General features: G+C 61.1%; 16 protein-coding genes. 6 read left to right on the top strand and 10 right to left on the bottom strand.

What is annotated here, in order from left to right; all coding sequences use genetic code 11:
- Positions 1–22: 22 nt before the first annotated feature.
- Positions 23–2176: a hypothetical protein gene (locus tag SH809_17405; protein MDZ4701493.1), complete on the top strand. Its 2154-nt coding sequence runs from the start codon at positions 23–25 to the stop codon at positions 2174–2176.
- A gap of 46 nt (positions 2177–2222) precedes the next feature.
- Here the strand turns inward: SH809_17405 and SH809_17410 are convergent, their stop codons facing one another.
- Positions 2223–2840, bottom strand: coding sequence for an alpha/beta fold hydrolase (locus SH809_17410; protein ID MDZ4701494.1), 618 nt, complete (start codon positions 2838–2840; stop codon positions 2223–2225).
- A 135-nt stretch (positions 2841–2975) separates the two neighbouring features.
- Between SH809_17410 and SH809_17415 the strand changes: the two genes are divergently transcribed.
- The gene (locus SH809_17415; GenBank protein MDZ4701495.1) at positions 2976–4991 is read left to right on the top strand and encodes a hypothetical protein; all 2016 of its coding nucleotides are present in this window, start codon (positions 2976–2978) and stop codon (positions 4989–4991) included.
- A 104-nt stretch (positions 4992–5095) separates the two neighbouring features.
- On the opposite strand, the gene SH809_17420 is transcribed toward SH809_17415, so the two are convergent.
- From SH809_17420 to SH809_17450, 7 genes are all read right to left on the bottom strand, one after another.
- Positions 5096–5809: a DUF2786 domain-containing protein gene (locus tag SH809_17420; protein MDZ4701496.1), complete on the bottom strand. Its 714-nt coding sequence runs from the start codon at positions 5807–5809 to the stop codon at positions 5096–5098.
- Between the two features lie 54 nt (positions 5810–5863).
- Positions 5864–6994 carry a response regulator gene (locus SH809_17425; GenBank protein ID MDZ4701497.1) on the bottom strand — a complete coding sequence of 377 codons (1131 nt, stop codon included), beginning with the start codon at positions 6992–6994 and terminating at the stop codon, positions 5864–5866.
- On the bottom strand, positions 6991–8025 hold the full coding sequence (locus tag SH809_17430; GenBank protein MDZ4701498.1) for a HAMP domain-containing sensor histidine kinase: 1035 nt from the start codon (positions 8023–8025) through the stop codon (positions 6991–6993). The genes SH809_17425 and SH809_17430 overlap by 4 nt, the downstream gene beginning before the upstream one ends.
- Positions 8015–8842: an FIST N-terminal domain-containing protein gene (locus tag SH809_17435; GenBank protein ID MDZ4701499.1), complete on the bottom strand. Its 828-nt coding sequence runs from the start codon at positions 8840–8842 to the stop codon at positions 8015–8017. The genes SH809_17430 and SH809_17435 overlap by 11 nt, the downstream gene beginning before the upstream one ends.
- 279 nt (positions 8843–9121) lie before the next feature.
- Positions 9122–9841, bottom strand: a complete 720-nt coding sequence (locus SH809_17440) for a hypothetical protein (GenBank protein ID MDZ4701500.1) — start codon at positions 9839–9841, stop codon at positions 9122–9124.
- A 165-nt stretch (positions 9842–10006) separates the two neighbouring features.
- Positions 10007–10618 (bottom strand): fasciclin domain-containing protein, encoded by a 612-nt coding sequence (locus SH809_17445; GenBank protein MDZ4701501.1) that lies wholly within the window; start codon positions 10616–10618, stop codon positions 10007–10009.
- Between the two features lie 141 nt (positions 10619–10759).
- Positions 10760–13141 carry a winged helix-turn-helix domain-containing protein gene (locus tag SH809_17450; GenBank protein ID MDZ4701502.1) on the bottom strand — a complete coding sequence of 794 codons (2382 nt, stop codon included), beginning with the start codon at positions 13139–13141 and terminating at the stop codon, positions 10760–10762.
- Positions 13142–13637: 496 nt separating this feature from the next.
- On the opposite strand from SH809_17450, the gene SH809_17455 reads away from it, so the two are divergent.
- The 4 genes from SH809_17455 (at position 13638) to SH809_17470 (ending at position 19902) form a co-directional block, all read left to right on the top strand.
- Positions 13638–13814: a hypothetical protein gene (locus SH809_17455; protein MDZ4701503.1), complete on the top strand. Its 177-nt coding sequence runs from the start codon at positions 13638–13640 to the stop codon at positions 13812–13814.
- Between the two features lie 372 nt (positions 13815–14186).
- Positions 14187–14774 carry an ECF-type sigma factor gene (locus tag SH809_17460; protein MDZ4701504.1) on the top strand — a complete coding sequence of 196 codons (588 nt, stop codon included), beginning with the start codon at positions 14187–14189 and terminating at the stop codon, positions 14772–14774.
- A gap of 12 nt (positions 14775–14786) precedes the next feature.
- Positions 14787–19442, top strand: coding sequence for a tetratricopeptide repeat protein (locus tag SH809_17465; protein ID MDZ4701505.1), 4656 nt, complete (start codon positions 14787–14789; stop codon positions 19440–19442).
- Between the two features lie 187 nt (positions 19443–19629).
- The gene (locus SH809_17470) at positions 19630–19902 is read left to right on the top strand and encodes a DUF4242 domain-containing protein (GenBank protein ID MDZ4701506.1); all 273 of its coding nucleotides are present in this window, start codon (positions 19630–19632) and stop codon (positions 19900–19902) included.
- 78 nt (positions 19903–19980) lie between these two features.
- Here SH809_17470 and SH809_17475 read toward each other — a convergent pair whose 3' ends face one another.
- Together SH809_17475 and SH809_17480 are read right to left on the bottom strand one after the other, a co-directional pair.
- Entirely contained in the window at positions 19981–21408 is a 1428-nt protein-coding gene (locus SH809_17475; protein ID MDZ4701507.1) for an FAD-binding oxidoreductase, read from the bottom strand.
- Positions 21409–21544: 136 nt separating this feature from the next.
- On the bottom strand, positions 21545–21724 hold the full coding sequence (locus tag SH809_17480) for a hypothetical protein (protein MDZ4701508.1): 180 nt from the start codon (positions 21722–21724) through the stop codon (positions 21545–21547).
- Between the last annotated feature and the right edge of the window lie 140 nt (positions 21725–21864).

The raw sequence follows: 21864 nt of genomic DNA on the forward strand, positions 1-21864 counted from the left end.
TCGCCGTCTCACTCGAGAGCCCATGATACACACTCTCCGCCTTCTTCTGCTACTGATTTTCGTCTTCGCCGGCTGTGGGCGGGCTGCAGTGCCCGGGGAGGCCGACTGGCTGGTGCGCGCCCTGGACGTTCCGGCGCGGGTGACGATCGACGCCGGCCGGAACGAGATGACGCTGGAGAATGGGCTCGTTCGCCGCACCTTCCGCCTGGCGCCCAACGCGGCAACGATCGCCCTCGACAACCTCGCCACCGGAGCGTCGATGGTGCGAGCTGTCCGTCCGGAGGCACGTATTCAGTTGAATGGCGTCTGGTTCGATGTAGGCGGCCTGACCGGCCAGCCCAACCAGGCCTATCTCACCGAAGCCTGGCTGGAGGGTTTGCAGGCGGATACAGCGGCTTTTCGGTACGCCGGCTACCAGGAGGGGCCCATCCAGCCCCATCTCACCTGGAAACAGCGCCGCTATGCCGGTTCGACGACCTGGCCGCCGCCGGGCCGTGAGTTGACCCTGCGGTTTGTCGCCCCCGTTGCCGGCGGGTTGACGGTGGACGTTCATTACGCAATATACCATGCGATGCCCGTTATGGCAAAGTGGTTGACGGTCCGTAATGGGGGGACGGAGTCGGTCCGATTGGATGCGTTCGTGAGCGAAGTGCTGGCGGTGGTGGAAGCGGAGTCGTCCGTCGAGCCGCGCGAGCGCTGGGTGTTGCCGCCGATCCACATCCAGAGCGACTACAGTTTCCACGGCATGGACCCCGCCTCGGCGAACGTGACGACGCGCTGGCTGCCGGATTCGCTTTACGAAACGCAGGTCAGTTATCTGCGTGCGACGCCGGCATTACTCGAAAGCCGGCCGCCGATCGGGCCGGCGGTGGACCTGGCGCCCGGGGACTCACTCGTCACCTACCGCACCTACGAGCTGTTCCATGACAGCGACGACCGGGAGCGGCGTGGCCTCGCGCTCCGGCGTATGTACCGTACCGTCGCGCCCTGGGTGACCGAAAACCCCATCTTCATGCATGTCCGGGAGTCGGACTCCGAATCCATCCGGCGCGCCGTGGATCAAGCGGCGGACGTCGGGTTCGAGATGGTCATCGTAACCTTCGGGAGCGGGTTCGACATGGAAAACGAGGACCCGTCGTACATCGCTCGGATCAAGGCGGATGTCGATTATGCCCACAGCCGGGGCGTGGAGCTCGGCGGTTATTCGCTGTTGTCCAGCCGGCGGATCGACGATGCCACCGACGTGATCGACCCGGCGACGGGCCGGCCTGGCGGGGCGGTTTTTGGCCACGCGCCCTGTCTGATGAGCGACTGGGGGGATCTGTATTTTCAGAAACTCGAGCGCTTCTTGGACGCCACCGGCCTCGACATCCTCGAACACGATGGGTCGTATCCTGGCGATGTGTGTGCCTCCACGGCCCATCCCGGCCATCGCGACCTACAGGATTCGCAGTGGCGTCAGTGGGAGCGTATCACGCGATTTTATGGGCGAGCGCTGGCGAATGGGGTGTACCTCAACGTCCCCGATCTCTACTTCTTGAATGGATCGACCAAGGTAGCGATGGGCTATCGGGAGACCAACTGGAGCCTGCCGCGTGACCAGCAGATCATCCACGCCCGGCAGAACATCTATGACGGCACGTGGGAGAAGACCCCGTCGATGGGCTGGATGTTCGTTCCGCTTGTCGAATACCATGGTGGTGGTGAAGCCGCGACCCTCGAGCCGCTGTCCAGGCATCTGGATGCGTACGAAGCCCATCTGGCCAACCTGTTCGGAAACGGCGTGATGGCCGCGTACCGTGGGCCGAGATTGTACGATACGGACTCGACGAAGGCCGTCGTTAAGAAGTGGGTGGATTTCTACAAAGCGTACCGTTCCGTGCTCGACGGCGACATCATCCATGTCCGCCGCGCCGACGGGCGGGACCTTGACGCCATGCTGCATGTCGATCCCTCAGGCGAGGTCAAGGGCCTGGCGATGATCTACAACCCGACTGATCACGTCATCGAGAAAACGCTGAGACTGCCACTGTACTACACCGGTCTGGCGGACGAGGCGACGATCCGGATTGGCGATGGGCCGGAGCGCACATACCGGCTTGACCGGGGGTATGGCGTCGAGGTCGCGGTGAGCGTGCCGGCGAAAGGGTGGACGTGGGTGGAGATTAGCGAATAAACGATTGGTGATGAGCGATTAGCGAGGTGTCATGGTCGGGTAGTGGTCATCGGGGTGTGTCAAGCAGGCGGACGAGGGTGTCGTGTACGCGTGGGTCGGATAACATGAGGGGGTGGGCGGCGGTGGGGATGCGGATGTCGGGGTGGTTGGCGAGGATGGCTCTGCGGGCTGGGAAGACCAGGAGGTCGAACGGCGTCCAGAGCGAGACGAAGTCGACACGACGCAACACTTCCGCGTCGCGGTTGAGGTCGTTGATAAACGGGCTTCCCGGGCGCATCTGGCGGAGCCCGGGGAGGGGGGCGAGGTGGGACCAGACGGTGCCGTGGTGTGGGGCCGCGAGGGTGATGAGCCGGCCCACGCGCTCTATGCCGCCGAGGCGCTGGACGTAGTAGCGCGCGATCAGGCCGCCCATGCTGAACCCGATGAGGTCGAACGGCTGGCCGGCCAACCGCGTGTTGGCGAAGGCGTCAAGTTGGCCGGCGAGGGCCTCTAGGCCTATCCGCCCATCGTTGGGCCGCAAGTTGATCGCATGAGGCGTGTATCCTTCCGCGGCGAGCCGGGAGGTGAGCCGGCGAAACACGGCGCCGGTGTCGAGAAAGCCGTGCACGAGCACAACAGGTCGGTGCGTGGGGGATTCGTTGGGCATCGAAAGAAGCTTTGGCATTTGTGTCGGGATTGGCGCGGCGTATCCGCATGTCCCCATACACACTCCTATGACGCGGCCATCCTCCTCATCCTCGCCGCGTCGTTCGCCTCTCGTTTTACGCGTACATCCTGTAACTGTCCCAGACAAACTCGTATGGCCAAGTCAACCAAAGAACGCGTGGCGGCTGACGTCGCGCCCGACCAGCAACAGCTTACGGAACGTCAGGCATTCCGCCTGAGCGAACTGACCGGCGTGCCGGCGAAGGAACTCGTCAAAACGACGTTTACCGATGCGCACGAGCGCGTCAAGTGGCTGATCGATCCCCAGCTACTCTTTTTCCGCCGCATCTGCGGGCGCGTCGTAAAAAACGACCCGGCGACCGGCGTGGCGTACGGTGTGCCCAACGCCACGGTGCATGTCGAAGATACCGACTGTTCGTTCCTCAGTTATGCGCCTTCCACGTCTCCGTATTACTGGCTTTTCCCTTTCAATTGCCACCGCGAAGTCATCGCCACTGTCAAAACCGACGCGTGCGGCAATTTCTGCGTGTTCGTGCCGCGGTGGGAGATCGACTGGATCCTGCGGTTCCGGCTCAAATTGATCTGCTTCCCGGACATCCGGATTCCGAATCTTGAGGATATCATCCGCGAGCGTTTCCCGTTCCCCGAGCCGGATCCGGGGCCGCTGCGGTTGGATCGGCCCGAGGTGTTCGAGCGGCTCCAGGAGGTACTCGGAAGCGCCGCGAGCGCGCCGCTCCAGGCGTTGCGAAGCGCCCCCGTGTTCGGGGCGAATGACGAGGCGGCGCGGGCGCTGCTGGCCCGGCCGGCCTTCACGACCCCGCAGCCGCCACCCATGCCGGCGGAACTCGCCGGCCTGAGCCGCGACGAGCGCGACAAGGCGTTCGCGGACTTTGTAGCCCGTCAGGGCCTGAACGTCGGTGAGCTTTCTCTCGGCCAGTATGTCGGACCGTTCTTGAAGTGTAAGACGGTGCTGGTGGCGGAGTGGACGCCGCTGTTCGACATGCCCGACATCACCTTCCGGGTGACGCAGGACTACGACCTGGATGGCGTCGAGGAGGTTATCTACAGCGAGGGCTATTTTGACGTTCGCTGGAACGCCGGCTCGATCCCGAATGTGACGCTTGTGGCCTCTGGCAGCGCGTTGGCCTCGTCGATCTGCGAGGGGCCCATTATGCCGACGTGCACACAGCCGACCATCGTGACGGCCGGCCTGATGCCGCTTACGCCGGCATATCACCAGGCCTCGGGTTACGCGGTGCGGCCGAACCGGCCCCGCCGGCTGCCGGCGCCCGACAACGCCTTCGGGTTTTCCGACAGCCCGCGGCTGGCCGTCGGCGAAGCACCCTACGCGGGGACGATCCAACTCCATGGATGCCATCGCTTTACCGGAGCCTCCTACTACCGCCTGGTGTATGTGCTGGAAGGCGCCTCCGAGGTACCGTTTACCTCGTTCAGCTGGCATGCGCCTCGTCTGGGCGGCGGCCCCCCTGTGCCCTTCATCCCGGATGCCAACGGCTGGTACGGGATCGTGCCGGCGGCCGACCTCGTCTTCCCGCATTGGCTGCTCAACTGGGAGACCTGGCGACTACCGAACGGACGCTACGTCGTAAAACTCCAGCTGGGCAACGCGGCAAAATCCGTGGTCGATGAAAGCGCGACCGTGGCGTTCGTGGTGGATAACGCGGCGCCGAATGCCACCTTTGGAACGATCGATTGGCGGCCGGCCGGCGGCAGCTGGAATCCACTGCCTTCCATCTGCCCCGTCCTGTATCGCCCCGCCGGGATCGACCTGGAGATTCGGGTGAACTACGCGGCGTCGGCCGACCACTTCCGTGATGTGCGGCTTGGCGTGAGCGGCTGCGACGGCGCGGCGCTGACACGGGTGGGCAACATGGCGGTCGCCGCCGACCGGAGCCGGTTCGAGCACTGGCACATCGGGCCGGCGGACAACGCGTGGGGCCACACGGGCACGTTTGTGCTGCCCGCGGGCGCACCGGATGGCGCCTATACCGTCGCCCTGGATGCCTATGGACGCGCCTTTAACCCCGCCGGCAGCGACGGCGGCCCCGGGGCGGACTGGCACTACGACCCCGCGTACGCCCGCTCGCACCCACGACGCGCGATCTGCGTCATTACGGAAGGGGTTTAAGGAAAAGGTAAAAGGTAAAAGGTAAAAGGTAAAAGGTAAAAGGTAAAAGGTGCTTTGGCCTATGCCTTTCCCTTGAACCTTAAGCCTCGAACCTTAAACCGTCTTCAAGACCTCAGCCGGCGGTTCTCGGGCACGGAGGTGCGGGTCAGCCCCTGGTTGACCTGCGCTTCCGTGCCCTTTTTTATGCCGTCGTAATAGCCTTCCGATTTGCGTAGGGTGACGGTCGACATCCGGGGCTTCTGGCCGGTGGTTTGTTTGTACCACACTTCGATTTGCTCTCGCTTGTCGACAGGGATGATGGCGCCATCAATCAGTTTGTGTGGAAAGACGCGCTGGGCGATGGTGCGCAGCCGGCCGTGGACGGCGTCCACCCATCCGGCGCGAAAGTCGTTGACCTCCCAGCGTTCGGGTGGGGGGTCATATCGCCCCGTGAAGGCCCTGGTGTGTCGTTCGAGCTGGGCGACGAGGGCGTCGAACAGGTAGAGGGCGTTTTCGATGTCGGCCGGCATGCCGCTGAGCACCCAGCGCGCGCGTACGCGGCCTTCTGCGCTGCCCGAAATGTAGAGGTCGTATACCCCGACAAACGCGCAGATGGTATGCATGAGGAGCGACGCCCACCCCGGGATCCGGTGCCAGCGGGTGTGGTGCTGCTGGATGACGTAGCGGCTCGTCTCCAGGTCGGCCGGCGAGATCATGTGCTTGCGCATCAGCTCCATCGCCTGGCGCTCGGCGCTTTCCGACTCATGGACGCTGGAGGTGCCGGCGGCCAGCGCCAGGAGCTTACCGATGCGCTCGATGATTTTGGGATCGACGGGCATGAAACGTTGATTCGTTGAACGTTTTCTCGTTGAACGTTTCAATCGTTGAACGTTTCAACGTCCCATCAACTCCTCGGCAATGGCTTCCGTGATGACGATCGGGAGGGCGATACGGGAGCAGGTGCCCTTCTGGAGCACGCTTTCCAGGGTCAGTGCGCCATCGTAGAGTTCGACGATGCGTTTGGCGATGTAGAGCCCTATGCCGAGGCCCTGCTGCTCGTAGCTATCGCGTTCAAATTGCATGAACGCATTGATCTGGTCGATGTGGGATTTGCGCATGCCGCGCCCGGAGTCGCGAAATTCGATCACATAGAACCCATCCGGCGTGGTGTGGGAGGTGAGGAGGACGGGTGCGCCGGTGGTCGAGAACTTGAACGCGTTTTCGAGTAACTCGTGGATGAGGACTCGGAAGTGGTCCGGGTTGATGCGGATGGCCGACGGCGCAAGGTCCAGCACGAGGTCATTCAGCCGTTGGCGCTTGTTGGCATCCTTTTCGGCGATACACCGGATGAATTCGAACGCATCCTCGATATAGGTATGTTTGAGCGCGTCGAATTTTTCGGGGTCGGACTGCAGGACTTCGATCTCGGTGAGGACCGCGTACTTCTCGGCCAGTTCCTCGAGCCGGCCGCCGGCGGCGTACACATCCCGCATCATATCCCTAATCTCCCCCATCTTAAACAGATCCGTCTCTTCCGAGATCATCTGGGCGTACCCGATGATGACGCCCAGGGGCGTCCGAAATTCGTGCGGGATGACCCGGGAGATATTGCGTCCGAGTTCGCGTAGTCGCTCCTCGAACGTATGGTGATGACGGGCCTGTTTGTCCAGCCGTACTCGTACGGCGTTTAACACGTCGTCCGCCTTGAAGGGCTTGGTGAGATAGTCGTCCGCGCCCTGGTTCATGCCGAGGCGCTGCTCGGCGGGATTGGCCAGCGCCGTGAGGAAGATGAAGGGGATCGTCGCGGTTGTGTGGTCTCTGCGGAGCGAGGCCAGGACATCGTAGCCACTCATCTCGGGCATCATCGCATCCGAGATAATGAGGTTCGGAATTTCGCTCCGGACGAGCGTGACGCCCTCGAATCCGTTTCGAGCACCGAACACCTCGAATCCCTTGGCCTCCAGGAGGTCGGTCAGGTTATCGAGGATGTTCGGATCGTCTTCTATCAACAGGATCGATGTCATGAATCGCTGGTCGGTTCAAGCTGACAATGTCGGGGAAGCATGATGGTGAACGCAGTCCCTTTTCCCAAGGTCGATTCGACGGTGATGCTTCCCTGATGCATGGAGACCGCGCGCTGCAGGACCGTCAGGCCCAGGCCAGTGCCCGGACGAGTGTCGACGTTGCTGGCACGGTGAAACGGTTCGAATAGGTAGGGCACGTCTTCGGGAGGAATGCCGATTCCTTCGTCCGTGACACTCAGGATGAGAGTATCGACCTCGGAGCGCATGGTAATAACGATTCGCTTGCCGGGGTCAGAGTATTTGACGGCGTTGGACACCAGATTGGTGACGGCCATCCGAATCAGACTCGGATCGGAGGTCATCATCACGCCGTTCTCCGGTAACGTCAGATCCACGCTGTGTGCGTTCAGAAGGCCGCCCATGGTCAGTTCTTCCATGAGATCCAACAGATACGCCCGCGCGTCCAATTCCTGTTGGTGGCATTCCATGTGGCCGGAATCGATACGGCCGAGGATCAACACATCTTCGAGTAGACCGGTCATGTGCGCGACATTGCTCTCGATCCGATCCAGATGTTTCTGAATTTTATCGGCCGGCCAGAGGGTATAAAACCGATTGAGGAGTTCCGCCGACGAATGGATGGTGGTCAGCGGCGTACGGAACTCGTGCGAGGCCATCGCGATGAACCGCGTCTTTAATTCGCTGAGCTCCTTTTCCTGTTCGAGCGCCTTGCGCATTTCCTCGCTGGCCTGCTCGGCGGCGATTTTGGCGAGCTGCAGCTCGCGGTTGGAGGCCGCGAGGTCTTCCAACGCGCGGTTGAGCGCCGAGGTGCGTTCGTGGACCTTGGTCTCCATGGCGATGGCCGCCTGGAACAGCACAAACGAATCGCCCTGCCAGTCGAGGCCTCGCTCCACCCGGTTGCTCAGCGCCCGGTTGATTTTTTCAAGCCTGACGATGCGTGCTTGGAGGGGTTCACAGGAGGGGCAGTCCGGCGCGTCACACGGGGAGGTATGGGTCGATTCAGGCTGCATGACCGATCGCCACGCCCGTCAGCGTCTGGTTTACGTGCATCGCATTAAATTGGTCGTCGTAGGTGCTGAAGCCGATGACGTTGTTGGCGGCATAGATCCGGCCGACCTGTTCCTTGATCCCATTTTGCTCCATGTCGCCGTTTATTCCGGCGACGAGCAGGCGGGACGAGTCCGCCTGGGTGACGACCATCTTGTCGTCCGTCGCCACGAAGTGTTCCGTTTTGAATAGGGTGAAGGGGAGGTGGGTGTCTATGAGGATAAACACCGCCGAGCGTTCGTGGAAGTCGCCCTCATGGAAAACGAAGGTGTGTTCGAAGCGCGTACCATCGGCGGCGGAACCACCGAACCGCTGGATGTCGCCCAGTTGTCCGAATAGAGCATTGGCAATGACTTCTTCCTGATGTGAAAGCCCATCGATGAGCATCAATCCGAACGTGTTGCTGCCCGTCGGGAGGCATCCGCGTGCCCGAAGGTCGGTTAGGGCCGACTGGGCGAGGAACGCGGCCTTACTCATCGGCGAGTCGTCGATCTCATCGATGCGCGAGATCGCGACCTGAAAGTCGGTTACTTCGAAACTGACGCCGGTCAAGGATGCTGTCCGATAGCCGAGCGGCCCGATTTCGCCGGCCGTCGTGCAACCCACCAGCGGGGTGGCTGGAAACTGCGCGCGCAGGGCTTCCCCCAACTCGGAGAGGGGACAGCCAGGCGAACAAAAAAACAACGTGTGCACTGCGTCGCGCTGGAAGAGCGCGTCGTGGAGTTCTTGCGTTGCGAGCGAGGCGCCATGGCGGAGGCTGGCGGTGTCTTGCGCGATCATGGAGAGCGATACGGCGGTGCCGGGCGAAGAGACGCCGCAGGCGGTTCGGTTCGCCGGGGTGAGGACAGACGAACCGCGAGGTTTGACCGGGAGTATCGGCTCCGAGAGGTGGTTGGTTAACTCATCCAGGACATGAAAAAAGGATAAAAAATACGGGGGGTCTGTTGCGGACACAGACCCCCCTACGGGTACTCAAGGCAGCCGGCCGGCCAGATTACTGATCAGCCGACGGCTCTATATTCATCCGCGATTGTGATGGTTGGTGTTGGGTTAGTGCGTTCAGGGTAAACTGGACCGTACAACGGTTGCCGAATCGTCGTTCTGGCGGACTTCCTGGGTAGCTTCCCGAATCCGTGCGCCAAGGTCGGCCACGGCATCGGCGAGCTCCGTTCGCTGCGCTTCAAAGGCTGTATCGGAGGCCGATTGGAACGTACTTAGCGTCGTGGACAGCTCGTTGAGGTCTTCCTGCAACGTCTGCATGGTTTCGGCGTGACGCTCCGTGTTAGCCGGCTTGTCGGCGGCGGCGTAGCGCTGGAAGTCGGACAACTCCATCTCCAGCTCCGTCAGGCGGGCATCGATGGCTTGTTCAAAAGCCCCACGATCGTCGATCGCCGAGAGGCGCAACGACTCGAGGTCCTCCACGATGCGACGCCACTGCGTGTCGATCGCCTGGCGGCGGGATTCCTGTTGGTCTTCCGTTGCGTCCGGAAGGGCGCGCAACTCCGTTTCAAGCGCGTCACGACGGTATTGCAAGCCGGCCACACGAACGCGGAAGCTGTCTGACAGTGTCTCCGTGTCGGATTCCATGTGCATGCGGAAGGCATCTATTTCCATATCGAGATTGTCGAGGTCGCGTTCGACCCGGGTACGGTAGTCGTCCATGGCGCCGGCATATGCGCCGGGCACTTCGGTCATGGCGTCGTCTTGCGGCATTTCAGACTCGCGCGGGGTTTCAGTGCAGGCGGCGAAAAGCAGCATAGGCACAAGGGTGGCGAGCATAGCGCGGGATACGTTGGATACATCCATGGAAGCGTCGGAGATTGGAGAGTGAGGTGATCGGAGGACGAGGCGCCCGTTCGGGCAGGGGCCGGCATTCTATCGGAACCATTGGGGGGCGCCGGCCCCTACCGCTGGGCGTAGCGATCGGGGGGATCGCTACGTCGTCTACCGGCGGTTGTTATCCTCGTCAGACTTCTTGGCGGCCGGTTTCAACACGGTGTCGATACCGTGGATGACGCCGTTCGTGCTCATGATGTCGGGAGTTACGATGGTGGCTTCGCCGATCATCGTCTTACCGGACTCGCTCACAATCTTCGCTTCGCCGCCATTAGCCAGTAAAACGGTTTCCATATCCGTAGCTTTTTCGCTCGGGATGGTTTCCATGACCAGATGGCCACGCAGAACCTCGGTCATCTCCTCCATGCTCATGCTGTTAAAGGAGGTCGCTTTATCAAATGCGGAGTCCGTGGGGGCAAACAGGGTGAAGGCGGTCGCCGATTCGAGCTGACGAGCGATGCCCGTTTTCTCCAGGGCGGCGATGAGCTTCGAATACTGGCCGGCCTCCTTAAGCGCGGCAAGCACATCCACTCCTTCTTCGGTCGTCAAGCTGACCTGCTCGACCGGTTTATCGACATCCTGCGCAAGCGCCGAGATCGGGGACGAGGCAAACAAAGCGCCTGCAACGAGCAGGGCGAAACAGGCACGAAGTGACGTTTTCATATGAGAACCTTCTTCTAGTGAACGGTTGTAGCATGCCGTGAACGAGTAGCCGTTCATTCGACGCACCCAACATAGGCCGATACGGGAAGGAGATGCTTTATGAAGGTCCGATGAATGCCTGATTATTACCTGATGGAAACCTGAGGGATGGCTGAAACCGGGTCGGTAGCGCTTTTTTGGCGGTTTTTGAGGTGCTGATCAATTATTGTCGATGAGGAGAATGTCGCTTTCGATGCGTTCGGTTTGTGCGTAGATGAACCAACGGCCATCGGGAGAGACGGCAAATACACTGCCCTGTGGAGTAGGGCCGAGCGCGGCGATGGGGGTGATGCGACGCGTAGTAAGGCTGAAGTAACTGATGGAGGAACGGGTAGTGGATCGATCGATGAAATACAGCCCGTTGCCGACGACGCTCCAGTTGCCCTGATCGAGCGGTACCACGCCAGGCACTACGATGGCCGAGGAATCGGCCTCGGGGAAGAATTGCCAGATGCCTGCTTCGTGAGGTTTCATAAAGAACAGCACCGTACCATCTTCGGACTCCATCGCCGCGATGCCATCCACCACCGTGTACACGGAATCGATAGGCGGGTGAGCGAGTGAATCGGCCGGCGGGGTCGCTGAGGTATCGGGAGACACCGGCAGGGCGGACTTGACGATACGCCAGCGTTCGTTTGCATTCGAGGCGTAATAAATCCACCTTCCATCGCGGGACCACGCGGGCGCCAACTCGTCGGCTGGACTGGCGGCGATGGGGTGTGGCATGCCGGCGACGGCATCGATCCGGTAGACATCGGCATGGCCATTCCGCCAGTGCACGAAGGCCAACGAAGCACCATCGGGCGACCACCTCGGCGTGCTGACGATGCCGTCTCCGAGCGTCGTACGCTGAAACGCGTTGGCACCGTCCGCGTCGGCGATCCAGATCTCGCGGGAGCCCGATTGCGTGGATACGAAGGCGATCCTCGAGCCATCGGGAGCGATGGCGGGGTCGGAATCCCAGCGTGTGGTGACGATCAGGGGGCGGGGTTGTTGGGAACGATGGAGTTGCCAGAGGTCCGTGTAGGACGTACGGCGTTCAAACGCGATGCGTGCACCGCTCCGATCGATCGACGGCTCGCGGAGGTGAGCATTGTAGCCGGCCGTCGCCACCCAGATCGGTCTGCCCCCGAGTAAGGCGATGCGCCACAGGTTGGACATGCCTCCGCGCAGGGAACTGTAGAGGATGTGCCGGCCACTGGGATCCCATTCGATCCCGTTGATTTCTGTGTTATCCCGGGTGAGTCGCGACGGTAGGCTGTCTCGGCGAGCGATCGTATAGATGTCCTGTACGGGCGGTGATAGGGCGCGGACAAACGCGATACGGTCGCCGTCGGGGGAGAAGGTGGGTGAAAGATCGCCGTAGATGTGATTCGGCGGGAAGGTGCGTTCGCGCAGGGCGAGGGTTTCGATCGGCATCTCATACAGCGCAAACACGCCATGGGGCGAGCGCTCGATGGAGAGCACCAGCATGGAGCCGTCGGGCGACCAGGTCATGCCTTGCACGTCTCGTGCGCCGAAGGTGGCCAGCTCCCGCTCGCTGCCGCCGAGCGAGGGCGTGAGGTAGATGCCTGTGGTCCCGGCTCGCTCGCGGATGAAGGCAACCTGCCGGCCATCCGGAGACCAGATGGGATCCCGCTCGTTACCCGGCGACCGGGTCAGCTGAAGCGACGCCTCGCCTCCGACCTGCTTGATGTATAGCTCGAAGTTATCTCCTGAGCCTCCATTCGATGCGAAAACGATCGATTCGCCATCGGGAGACAGGGCGGGGTCGACTTCTTCGCCGGGTAGACTTGTAAACGGCAATACGGACGGTTGCGCCGGCGAGGGATCCAGCATCCGATGGTAAACGAGAAAGACCCCCAGCATAAACGCTACGCCTAGGAGCGACCACGTCCATGGCGGTCGATGTTGCCCGGCGAAGGACGGCAGGGCAGACGAGATTGGGTGCGGCGGCGGCAAAAGGGCGGCAGCGGACGATCCATTGGTGGATCCAGAGTCGGCTCCATCGGGTAGGGCGGTGGTTCGAGTACCTGATACGGCATCCGCTTCAATGTCGGGGGGCGAGGCGAATGGGAGGTCTGAGACCGAGTGGGCGGCCGTGCTGGCGACCGAGTAGGCGGCCGAGTAGGCGGCCGTGTCGATTGTCGCATCGAACACGACGGCCGGCAGCAGCCGGTAGCCCGATTTTCGAATCGTCTCGATATACCGGGGCTCATTGGGCTGATCCCCTAGAATTTTTCGAAGCTCCGAGATACATCGTGCAAGCACATCGTCGGTGACGACCATGTTGGCCCACACGCTGTCCATGAATTCGTCTCGACTGACCACCTGCCCGCGGGCCCGCGCGAGGCACACAAGCACCTCCATCATGCGGGGTTCGACACGGATCGAAGCGTCCGGGCCGATCAACTCGTTCAGCGACGGTCGGGCGCACCAGTCGGCAAAACGAAAGGGCGCCGTGCGGACCGAACGCGTGTCGGGTGCGGACTCACTTCGAGTGGCACCGTCGGTTCCGAAGGGCAAATCGGTCTCGGCCATGCACGTTTCGAGCAGGTTATAGGGGCGACAGAACGAGGTCTACTGCCTGGGAAACGGAGTACGTGTAGGATACTAGGATATATCGCCTGGATAAGAAACGCGACGGCGCGCGGGTATCGGGAATAGAGCGATGGGATGACGTCGACTCTTCTCGTGAAGCTGCAGATACCTAGGTAAGATCAAGGGAAGACTTTGTTTCCAGACGCTGGGATTAGGCGCTTACGACTCGCCCGTCGCCAGATGCGCGCGTTCCGAAAGCCGAACGCGGACGCCCAGCTCCTAACGCGCGGGGAAGGGTGCCTACGATTTCCATTGTTTCAGCCGGCTTCTGTCGGGCCTATGTTGCAACGACCGAATGAAGTCACCCGCAACCGGCAACTCGTCCGTATCTGTACCCGGTGTAGTATGTCTTTCCGTATTTCTAGCCTGCTTTGCGGCTTCCTGTTGTGTATGGCCGTCGAGGCAGTGAGCTTGGCCTACCACCCTCGGCCACCATGTGTTCTGGCTCAACGGATTGACGGCCGGCACGGCGCGGCATATCCATCGCTACGGGATCATGCAGCTTCAGGCCGGCGCGCAGGCCACCGTGAACCGCGCGCCGGCGCTGCTGGAAGGCATTTACGGCCGGTATCCGGTGTCGGCGCAGGTGTATCTGCGGGTGGGTGTGGGGTAAAAGGGGTTGCAGGTTCAAGGTGCGCGGATTAAGGGGAAGTACTTTAAACCTCAAACATGAGTACTTCGGACAGTTTTCGTAAGGGAACGTGCTTGACTACCAGGCCCCTCCTCGGATCGAGGAGGGGCCTGATCAGGTACGCGGCAACACCGTTCGTGGTAAACTGTCCGAAGTGTTAATCCTAGATCAAGTAACTCAACCCCACCCGTACGTTTCGGGGATTTCCGGGGGGAGTTGGGGGCGCGAAACGGCCCTGAAACGATCATTATTCGGCCTCGATGATGCGTTGGTGACACGTGAGTATTTGGACTTCCTCGTTGGAATGTTATACTATGAGGGAGTCGTTATGTATTACCGGCGTCGACCACACTTATGGACACATCCGCGGAGGTTACCGGGCTTCTTCATGCATGGGCTCATGGAGATCCCGATGGGCTCGGGGTCTTGATTCCGTCCGTTTACGATGAACTGGTTCGAATTGCCCGCCGGCGACTGCGGGGTGAACGCGCGCATCACACGCTGAACACGCACGGCCTGGTGCACGAAGCTTATGAACAGCTGGCGGCGCTCGACATGGTGAATTGGGAGGGGCGTTCGCATTTTTTTGCCGTGGTCACCCAGATCATGCGACACATCCTGGTTGATCATGCCAGGGCGCGGCTGGCGTCTAAACGAAAGGGGGATCATGTACACGTCGCCCTGGATGACCATCTGGAGATTGGTGAAGAGACGGCATCGCTCCTGCTCGATCTGGAAGAGGCCTTAACCTGTTTACAGTCCGTGAATCCTCGTTGGGCCCAGGTGATTTCCTTTCGCTTTTATGGCGGGTTTTCTGCGGAAGAGACGGCCCGTGAATTATCCATCTCTGTGGCAACCGCGAACCGCGACTGGCAACACGCGCGGGATTGGTTGAATCAGGTGATGGCGGACGGACGTGATGCCGCCCGCCCTGTGCTCTAAAGGGAAAAGAAGATGGCGGATCAGGATGATCGCGCATATGGTCTGTTCGCGAAGGCGCTCACCTGGCCCGAGGGTGAACGCGCCGAACGTTTGGACGCGGTTTGTGGGGATGATGATGGGTTAAAAGAACGCGTTTGGGCGCTAATCGCCGGCGTGGGCCGGCCTGGCGTTTTTGATGGGCTGATCGCACAAATGGAACAGCAGACGACGCCCTCCTCAAAAATGGATGTGCCGGCCCGGATCATCGATAAATACGAGATCCGGGATGCGCTGGGCAGCGGCGGCATGGGGGTGGTGTACCGGGCCTTCGACACGCGGCTCAGGCGAGAGGTGGCGCTGAAGTTTCTGCGCGAGGACCTGACGGCCGATCCCGATGCCAAAGCCAGGCTGCTCGTGGAAGCGCAGGCGGTCGCCAGCCTGGAGCATCCCAATATCTGCACGATATACGAGGTGGGCGAAACGGCCGAGGGGCTGCTCTACCTCGCGATGCCCTGCTACGAAGGGGAGACATTACGGGCGAAACTAGAACGAGGTCCGCTACCCCTGGCGGATGCGGTGGGTTACGTTGGCCAGGTTGCGGTTGGACTGCAGCGCGCGCACGCCGCCGGCATCGTACACCGGGACGTCAAGCCGGCCAACATCCTCGTCACCACCGACCGCATCGTCAAAATCCTCGACTTCGGGGTCGCCAGGCGCGCGGAATCCCAATTGACCAGTGTCGGAGCGCAGCTCGGAACGTTGGCCTATATGAGCCCGGAGCAGCTCCGCGGTGAACGGGTGGACCACCGGGCCGACATCTGGGCGCTGGGTGTCGTCTTGTTCGAGCTGTTGACAGGGCAGCGTCCGTTCCAGGGCGAGTATCACTACGCCTTGATGTATGCGCAGTTGAATGAAGATCCGATGTCTCTGCGAACCCTCCGGCCAGAGGTCTCGCCAGCGTACGAGACCCTGATCAACCGATCACTCAGCAAAACGGCGGACGGGCGTTGGCCCGATCTGGCCGCGTTTCTTGTGGCGCTGGAGGCCGCATCCGCGCCGCCGGCCGCGAAGGCGTCCGAGCCGGCAGCCGTTCCTCGCCCCCTGCTCTCGAAAGAGGGCGAGCGCCGGCAAGCCTCCCTACTCCTGATGGTTCTGGGAGGATATGCGCGACTGGCGGAGGAATTACCCCCGTCGGAACTGGAGCAAAAGCATCAATCGCTCCTCCGGGAGGTCGAGCAGATCGTGGGAGCCCATGCCGGCCTGACCTACCGGTTTTCCGGAGAAGAGCTGATTATCCTGTTTGGTCTGCCGGAAGTCCATGAAGACGACGGCCTGCGCGCGGTGCGCGCCGCCACGGCGTTACACGCCGTCATGGGTGATCTGGCGCCGCAGTCGGTCATTACCAGCGGCATGGTGGTCGCGAGGACTACATCGGACGGGAGCGTTCCCTTCGAACTCACGGGTCCGCTGCTGAGCCGGGCCCAGCGCATGGTAGCCCGGTTGGAAGAAGGGGGTATCCTCGTGGATGGGGAGACGTTCCGGCTCGTTCGCTCCCGGTATCACCTCGCGCCGCTGGGGGCCATCTCGGTGGGACGGGGAGAGCCCGTGCCTGTGTATCGGGTGGAGGATGAACGGCGATCGACGCAGCCGCTTCCCGCCGACCTCCGTTTGACGGCCTTTGCGGGCCGGCAGCGCGAAATGGATACGATGGTGCGCTGTTTCGACCGGGTGCGGGGGGGCGAGGGACAGTTCGTGACGTTAAGCGGCGAGGCCGGCCTTGGGAAGAGCCGGCTCCTGTTCGAGTTTCGGGAATCGATCGGCCAGGAGCATGTGGCGCTGCTGATCGGGCGCTGCCAGTCCCAGGCCAGCCGTACCCCTTATTTCCCGTTTATCGACGTGTTGCGCATGGCCGCCGGGGTCGACGCGATAAAGCCGACGGATATCGATGCCGTTCGGGTGGTCGACGCGGTCCGGCACATCGGGGATGTGCTGGAGCCTTACTTGCCGGTGTTGCTCCGGTTGATGGGTCTGGAGCACCCCGACTTTCGCATACCCGCTGCCATGGAGGGAGAACAGCTGCATCGGGCCGTGATGGAAAGTCTGACGGCTTTTCTGACGACCCTGGCCGGCCATCGGCCCCTCGTGGTGGTTCTGGAGGACTGGCACTGGGCCGATGAGGCCTCGCGCAATGCCCTCGCCCTTGTCGTGGACCTGCTCTCTTCCCACCGGATCCTCGTGCTGCTCACGTATCGGCCGACGTTTGTGCCAGATTGGGGGCAGCCCGAGTGCCACGTCCCGATCCGCCTCCGTCCGCTGGAGGCGTTGGAAATCGAGGCCATGATGGCGTCGATGCTGGATGTGACGGAGGTGCCGCGCGATATCGTGAACACACTTATGGAGCGCACCGAGGGGAATCCGTTTTTTCTGGAGGAGCTGTTGAACTCGCTCCAGGAACTACGCGTGCTTTCGGTGGCGGACGGCCGGCTCCTCACGGCCGGCGCCATCGACCAGATCACCATTCCCGCCACCGTTCAAGCCGTGCTGCGCACCCGTATCGATCGCCTTTCGACCGAGGCGCGGACGCTGCTGCTGGCCGCGTCCGTCGTGGGGCGCACGTTTACCTTGCCGCTTTTACAGCGCGTCCTGCCCGAACAGGGTGGGCTCGACGCCTTGCTGGACGGCATACGGCAGACGGGGCTTGTCCAGCAGACCAAGGTGCTCCCGGAAATCGAATACCGGTTTAAACATGCGCTCGTGCAAGACGTGGCCTACGACACCCTCCTCGCCCATCAGCGCAAGCGCTTGCACGGGGCGGTGGGCGAGGCCATCGAGGTGTTATATCCGGAGCGCGCGAACGAACAACCCTTTATGCTCGCCCTACACTTCGCGGAGGCGGAACGCTGGGAGCTCGCCGTGCGGTATGCGAAGCTAACCTCGGAGAAGGCCTGGCAACTCGTGCAATACACGGAAGCCCTGGCGATCAATCAGTCGCTTCTGTCCTGGCTCGACCGCGCCCCGACCACCGCCGAGACGTGGCGTTTACGGCTCGACGTCCTGTTCGCCAACGAGACCATTTTCGAAGGTCTTCATTTTATGGACGAACGACGCGCCTGCCTGGAGGCCATCGAATCGATTATCCAGGCGGAAAAAGACCCCCTGTTGGAATGTGAGTGGTTGTGTCGAAAAGGTGATTTTCTGATCGAGACGATCAACTACGAAGAGGCTCGGATCGTACTGGATCGTGCTGTTGCTCTTGCCGAAGCGGAACACGCCAATCCTCTATTAGGTCGAGCCTTGCGGAGTGTCGGATGGTTGTACTTGCGACAGGAAGACTTTCCAGCGGCCCTTCAGATAAGCCAGCGCGTACTCGAGCTATCGGAACACACATTTACCCCGGAGGAGACCATCGGTGCACTCTTTAATCTCATCTCGATTACGACCAGGATGGGTGATTTTGAGGGAGCACGAGCCTATCTCGACACGGCGCTCAGCCGTTCGACATGGAAAAGCGCCTGGCAACACGCCGCTCTGTTGCAAGCGAAAGCCAAGTATGAGTACGCAATGGGTGAAGTTGAAGCGGCTATTGCTTCCTACAAGGAGTCCTTCGTTGACTGGGAAGCCATGTATGCCGATGGGAAGAATATGTCACCGAAGGGTACGTTCTTCCGATTTTCACTAAACCATCAGGGCCTGGCGGAGATTCTGCGCAGAGAGGGTAGGACAACGGAGGTCGAACAGTTGTATCTAACCGCAATAAATTTACAACGCAAGTCCTCTCTGCGCCGGCCGGGTGAATTGGCCGAATTACTCCTGGTGACTGGAAACTTCTACATGCATAATGGACGTTTTCGGGAGAGTGCGGAGCTCCTCGAAGAGGCCTACTCCATCTTTGAACGATTGCAGATTCGGGATTTGCTCCTCTCCGTTTGCACCAGTCTGGCCATTTTGTATGAACGCATTGAAAACTACCCGGGCGCCATGGTGCACTGGGAACGAGTCGATGAGCTCTCCGTGCAGCTCGGCGACCGGCGCAAGCGTTTTCTCGCGCTGGAGGGCAAAGCGCGTCTGGCGCGGGCTCAGGGGCGAGATGCGGAAATAGTCAGAGATCTGTACAACACCGCGCTTGATTATGCCTCACTGGATGGATTCGAGGAGGAACGCGGTCAGCTACTGAATACAATGGGAATTCTCGATTGGGAGCAAGCAAGGTTTGAAAGCGCCCTCGGGTTTTTTCAAGAGGCGTATCACCTCTATGATCAAAAAGCGGATGCCGTACACGCCGGCCTGATGCTGAACTCCGTCGCATCCACTCAGCTCAAACTCGGCAAAAACGATGAGGCACTAGAAACGTTAATCGAGGCCCTTCGCCTCCACGAACAGACGGGGGAACGCACGCTCAAGGCCCACGCCCTGGCTATGTTGGGAGACGCGCACCGCACGCAAGGGGCTTTCGACAAGGCCCTGGAAGCCTACGGCCGCTCCCTCGAAGTGCGCTGGGCGCTGGAGGATCGGGCCGGCGAGGGATGGATGTTGGAACGTATCGCACAAATCCATACGTTGCGTGGGGAGCACGAACAGGCCCGGAAATCGGCACAAAAAGCCCTCGATATCGCCACGGAGACCGGGGAACGAACGTTACAGGTGGCCTGTATTAACCTCCTGAATCAATTGGCCCTCTTGAATAACTGATCTTACGCAGGTTTCGCGATCTTGTCCTGCTGAGCCTCGCGAAGCATCTGTATGAAACGCGAATCCCTACTAATAACGGCATTGGTTGCGTTTTAGACAGATCCTTCACTGAGTTCAGGAGGACATGTTCAGGCTTAGCGTGTAACGTCAATGCCTAAGTTGTCCTCACCATCAAACAGCCAAAGCGATGCCACGGTATATCATTGAACGTAATATCGAGGGGCTCCAGGCTCCTTCCGTAGAGGCGCTTTACGGGGATGGGAGAAAATCCGTTGAAATCGGGCGCGAACTGGGCATCATGTGGATTCGGACCTACATGTCGGAAGCGGAAGGGAAGATGTATTGTGAATACGAGGCAGCCAGCCCCGAATTGCTGCTCGAACACGCCCGTCGTATGGGCATTCCGGCCGACAAGATCTCGGAAGTGAAGCTCGAAATCAACCCGGCCATGTTCGTTTGATCGGGTGCACGTTTATTCAAAAGCCCCGTAGGTCGGGTTAGGCCAAAGGCCGTAACCCGACCCACGCTCATGTATGTCTTACGCCGGCACGATGTTTTGATTCATTCGGAACATGTTCTCGGGGTCGTATTGCGCCTTGATGGATTGCAACCGCCCGTGGTTGCCGCCAAACGAGTTCTTGATTAGCGATTGCCCCTCTTCAAGGGCGCCCGGGAAATTGAAGTACATCTGCCCGTTGGAGAACCGCTGCGTGTCGTTCCAGTACGCCCGCGCCCAAGCGAGTTGCGCGTCGTCTTCGGAGGCTTTGTCCCAGAGGTTGTCGATGCTCAGCAGGAAAGGCGCGTTCCGGTTGCCGAACCCGGTGGCCGACGCCCCCGGGCGGGCGATGGCGCCTCCCATGAGCCGGATGCTGGTGAGGGCTTTCGGGGAGGTGCGTGCCGCCTGATGGCTCAGGATCGCATCGATAGCCTGGTCGCCGAGGCTGTTCAGGAAGGCCGATTTAAAGTAGTACCGTCCGCCTTTCGGGAAAAAGGGATCGAACATCCCCTGCAGGACAATCCACGGGATCGGGCCGCTCATATCAAAGAACGGCGTGCCTACTTCACGCAGCGCTTGGAGGCGTTGCCGGCCCTCCTCGACGCCTCCCGCATAGACGCCGGCCAGCATCACGAACGCCCGGCCCCAGATCGCCTCGGGGAATGGAGCCGATTGAGGTACCGTCCACAAAATAGCATCCGTGGTCACCTCGTCCGGCAGACTCGGCACGAGGTCGCGCCAGGCGCGCAGCACCTTGACGCCATCCTCCAGCGGATACATGGCGGCGGCGAGCATCACCTCGGGGCCCAGCGGAAATGCCCGGTATTCGAAGGAGGTTACGATCCCGAAATTCCCGCCTCCGCCGCGTATCGCCCAGAACAAGTCGGGGTTTTCCGTTTCGCTGGCCGTCAGATACCGTCCGTCGGCGGTTACGATGTCCACCGATAACAGGGCGTCGATGCTCATGCCGTATTTGCGCCGCACCCAGCTATAGCCGCCGCCGAGGGTGAGGCCGGCAATGCCCGTATCGGCCACGACACCGCCCGGGACCACCAGCGAAAAGGCCTGGCTCTCCCGGTCGACATCCCCCCACGTGCAGCCGGCCTGAGCCCGCAAGGTTCGCGCAACAGGATCGACGCGGATGCCGCGCATGAGGGACAGGTCGATCATCAACGTCCCGTCGTAGGCGGCGTGACCGGCCATGCCGTGGCCGCCGCCTTTTACCGTAAATAACAGCTTGTGCTGCCGGGCAAACTGGATAGTGGCGATCACGTCGGACGGGCCTTTGCAGCGGACAATCAATCCGGGGTGGCGGTCGAACATCCCGTTCCATAACTTGCGGTCCTCGTCGTAGGAGGCGTCGGTGGGGAACACGAGGTGTCCTCGCAGGACGCCGGACAGGGTGGCGAGCGCGTCGGCAGAGAGGGTCGTCGTGCCGGATTCGCGGAGACGGAGCGTGGCGTTGGTCATGGCTGGATGGGTAAAGTGGATGGGGATCTACCTTATGCAGCGAGAAAATCACGCGAATCCTATCACGCGGCACGCATTTTTTTCGAGAAAGTGAGTAGTCGTGGATGGATAGATGCGGCCCGAGTCCGAACTCGGGCTAAAACAAGTAAGTCAGCCTCACCCGCACGTTGCGGGGATTTCCGGGTGTAAAATGGAGCTCGGAAACCGGGCCGGCCTCGCCGCGCAGGCGGGATTCGGTGTCGAGCTGGGCTTCGTTCCACGCGACATCGAGGGCGTTTTCGAGCGCGAGCAGCAGAAGGGAAAGCAGACGGCTCATATGACAGGGAGCAAGGTGGATAGCTGTGCACCGGTTGACGACGGGTGCGGTTGAATATCCAACTTCGAGTTCAATTCTGCACGGAAAGAAGATCAAGAAATGCTCAAGCATCGCTCGTTCCACAGCGGTGTCATCTCAAC

Source organism: Rhodothermales bacterium, assembly GCA_034439735.1.
In the GTDB taxonomy this organism is placed as follows: Bacteria; Bacteroidota; Rhodothermia; order Rhodothermales; family JAHQVL01; genus JAWKNW01.